The 3987-nt window shown below is 73.6% G+C and carries 2 protein-coding genes; both read left to right on the top strand.

Features of this window, described 5'->3' with window-relative positions; genetic code table 11:
• Positions 1-149: 149 nt before the first annotated feature.
• Complete coding sequence (locus AC1MIR_RS05885; protein WP_480027254.1) at positions 150-1850, top strand: solute carrier family 23 protein; 1701 nt, start codon at positions 150-152, stop codon at positions 1848-1850.
• A 148-nt stretch (positions 1851-1998) separates the two neighbouring features.
• The coding region (locus AC1MIR_RS05880; protein ID WP_480027253.1) for a solute carrier family 23 protein at positions 1999-3987 on the top strand (1989 nt) is incomplete at its 3' end.

The following is a 3987-nucleotide window of genomic DNA, read 5'->3' as shown; positions in this document are numbered from 1 at the left end:
GGCGTGGGGGGGGCGGGGGGTTGGCGGGCCGGCGGGCCGGCGGGGCTTCGTCGTTGGCGGGGGCGGGCGGGCCCCGCCGGCGGGCGCGCCGGCGCGCCCGGCGCGAAGGAGCATCCGGCCCGGGCCTGTCCGGGTCCAGGCAGGGCAGGATGCGCAGGCCGGTCAACATCGCCTACTGGCTTGACGAGCGCCCGCCCGCTTCCGTGCTGGCGATGGCTGCGCTGCAACAGAGCGCCGTCGTGCTGGTGTTCAGCTTCACCGCGATCCTGCTGGCACGGCAGGTCGGCGCGACTCCGGCGCAGGCCGCGGACATCCTCGGCCTGACCTTCCTGGTCTGCGGCGCGATGGCGCTGATCCAGGCCTTCGGCGCGCGCTTCGGCGTGGGCAGCGGATATCTCGCGCCCGGGTCGGGCTCGCCGATCATGCTGGCGCCCTCGCTGCTGGCCGCGCAGATCGGCGGCATGCCCCTGGTGGCCGGCATGACGATCTTCGCCGGCATGGTCTGCGCGCTGTTCGCCCGGGTGCTCTACCGCATCCGATCCCTGCTGCCGCCGGAGATCGCCGGCACCGTCGCGCTGGTCGTCGGGCTCGTCGTCGGCCTTTCCGGCGTGCGCAGCCTGCTGGTGACGCCCGACGGCACGCCGCCCGCCCTCTCCGCCTTCGCCGTCGCCGCGCTCACGCTCGCGGTGTCCGGCGGTCTGAGCGTCTGGGCCCGGGGGATGCTGCGCTTCGCCTGCGTCGCGATCGGGATGGCGGCGGGATGGCTGCTGGCCTGGCCGCTCGGCCTGCTGCACGTCGATCCCGGCTTCGATGTCGCCTCCGTCCCCTGGGTGGGCCTGCCGCATGCGGCGCATGTCGGCTGGGCCTTCGATCCGGCGCTGGTGCCGGTCTTCGCGGTCGCCGCGCTGGCCCATGTGATGAAGGACATCGGCATGGTCACCACGCTGCAGAAGATCAACGATGCCGGCTGGGTGAGGCCTGATCCACGCAGCATCGCGGGCGGGGTCACGGGGGGCGGCGTCGCGCTCGTGCTCGCGGGTATCCTCGGCGCGCATGGCACGACGCTCAGCGCGACGAATGTCGCGATCCAGCAGGCCTCCGGCATCACCAGCCGCGTCGTGGCCTTCGGCACCGCAGGGCTGTGCGTCCTGCTCGCCTGCTTCCCCCGCGCGGCGGCGATGCTGTCGCAGGTCCCGGCCCCGGTCATCGCTGGCGTGCTGATCCATGCCGGCGCGCTGATGCTGATCAACGGCATGGCGCTCGCCACCTCCCGCATGCTGGATGCGCGACGCAGCTTCACCATCGGCGTCGCGGTGCTCGCCGCGGCGGCGGCCGAGGCGGTGCCGCAGCTCGGCGCCTGGTCGGCGCCCGGGCTTCGGCCGCTGCTCTCGGCGACCGCGCTCGGCGCGCTCACGGCTCTGATGCTGAATGCGCTGCTGCGCATCGGCGTGCGGCAGGAGGTCAGCATGTCGGTGCCGGCCGCGGCGATCCCGGAAGCGGCCGTGGCGGATTTCGCGACGCGCGCGGGCGCTGCCTGGGGCGCGCGGCCGGAGGTGGTGGCGCGCACCTCCGAACTGGTGTCCTGGTGCCTCGACGCGATCATCCAGTCCGGTCTGGCGCAGGACGAGGTGACGGTGACGCTGCGCTTCGACGAGTTCCGCCTCGACGTGCTGATCCGCTATCACGGGCAGCCGATCGCGCTGCGCGACCATCCGCCGCCGCCCGAGGCGCTGCTGGAGGATGAAGGCGCGGCGCTGCTGGCGGGTCACATGATCCGGCGCCGCGCGGACCGCGCGACGGTCCGCCATCGCGCCGGCATCACGGAACTGCGGCTGGTGGTGGATCACTGAGCCGGCGCCGGCGGAAGGCTGCTTGGCCAGAGAGGGCGGCCGGTTCGCGGCAGGCCGCATCGCAGCCGGCCCGCAGGAACGCTTGCAAAACGTCTTCTGGAATGTCCAGATTATATTCGGCATACCGAATGGGCAGCGGACGCCTCCGATGCGCAAGCCGAGCAACATGGTCTACGGCGTCGATGACCGGCCGCCGCCAGCCATCCTGATCCCGTCGGCACTCCAGCAGACCGCCATCGTCCTCGTGTTCGGGTTCCCGGCGATTGTCGTCGCGCGCGAGGCCGGCGCAACCTCGGCTGAGGCCGCCGCCATGCTGAGCTTGACCTATCTTGCCTGCGGCGCGACCGCCCTGATCCAGGCCTTCGGCGCGCGCTTCGGGATGGGCAGCGGCTACCTTGCGCCGGGTTCCGGCTCGCCCACCCTGCTCGCGCCCTCGCTGCTTGCGGCGCACGCGGGCGGGTTGCCGCTCGTCGCCGGCATGACCGTCGCGGCCGGCGTTGTCGGCGTGCTGCTCGCCCGCGTCTTGCACCGGGTTCGCGCGTTGCTGCCGCCCGAGATCGCCGGCGCCGTCGCGCTCATCATCGGGATCGCCATCACTCTGACAGGCGTGCGAAGCCTGCTTCAGACGCCGGATGGCGGCCCGCCGGACGCCGCCGCCTTCTTCGCCACCGCCGTCACGATGGCGGTGGCAGGCGGCCTGAGCATCTGGGGCCGCGGCATGCTGCGCTACATCTGCGTCGCCATCGGGATGGCGGCGGGCAGCCTCGCAGCCTGGGCGCTCGGGCTACTGCAGGCGCGAGCGGATTTCGACCTCACTGCGCTGCCGCTGATCGGCCTGCCGGCGCTCGGTCACCAGGGCTTGGCGTTTGACCTGGCCCTCTTCCCGGCCTTTGCGGTCGCGGCGATCGCCCTTGCGCTCAAGAATGTCGGCTTGGTGACCACGCTTCAGAAGATCAACGACGCCGACTGGGTGCGGCCGGAGTCGCGCAGCATCGCCGGGGGCCTCACCGGCGATAGCCTGGCGGGGATGTTTGCCGGTCTCGTCGGCGCGCACGGCACCACGCTGAGTGTGACCAACGTCATGGTCCAGCAGGCGACAGGCGTCGCAAGCCGTACGGTGGCCCTGGGCACGGCGGCGGCCTGCGCCCTGCTCGCCTGCTTCCCGCGCGCCTCCGCCCTGCTCGCCCAGATTCCCGCGCCGGTTATCGCGGGCGTGCTGGTGCATGCCGGCGCACTGATGGTCGTGAGTGGCATGCAACTGACCACGTCGCGCATGCTCGACGCGCGGCGGAGCCTTTCGGTCGGGCTCGCCGTCACGACCGCCCTCGCGCTCGAGACGATGCCGCAGGTCGCGAGCTGGGTGCCGCCCGGGCTGCGCGCGCTGATGTCTGCCACGGCGCTCGGCACGCTGGTCGCGATCGGGCTGAACGCGCTGCTGCGCATCGGGGTGCGCCGCAAGGTCTCGCTCACCGTGCCGGGCGATGCCATCGACGAGAAGGCGGTGGCCGATTTCGCCACGCGCGCCGGCGCCTCCTGGGGCGCGCGGCCGGATGTGGTCGCGCGCACCGCCGAGCTCGTCTCCTGGTGCCTGGACGCGATCATCGATGCGCGGCTGGCAAGTGACGACATCACCGTGACGCTGGCCTTCGACGAGTTCCGGCTCGACGTGCTGGTCGCCTATCACGGCACGCCGATCGAGCTCGCCGCGGCGCCGCCCTCGCCCGAGGAGCTGCTGGAGGATGCCGGCGCCGGCGGCGGGGGGGGGGGGGGGGGGGGGGGGGGCGGGGGGGGGGGGGGGGCGCCTGACCCCCCCCCCCCCCGGGGGCCGGCGCCCGCCGGCCGAGGCCGCGACGGCGGCCCGCGGCTTATGCCGCGAAGCCGAGCCGCGGAGCGGCGCTGGCGTCTGAAGGCGTTCTCGGGTCACCGAGAACGCACATCGAAAGCCACGTCAGCTTTCGAAGCGCAGGCCGCGGGCGCGGATCAGCGTGCCCCACTTCTCCGTCTCGCGCCGCATATGCGCCTCGGCGCCCTGGATGTCGGCGCCGACCAGGATGAAGCCGACCTCGCCCGCGCGGCTGCGCACCTCCGGCTGCGCCAGCCCGTGCCGCGCCGCCGCGGCCCGGCCGCGCGCCACCGC

Source organism: Falsiroseomonas sp. RANM36 (genome assembly GCF_056682175.1).
This window is presented reverse-complemented; position numbering and strand designations above follow the sequence as displayed.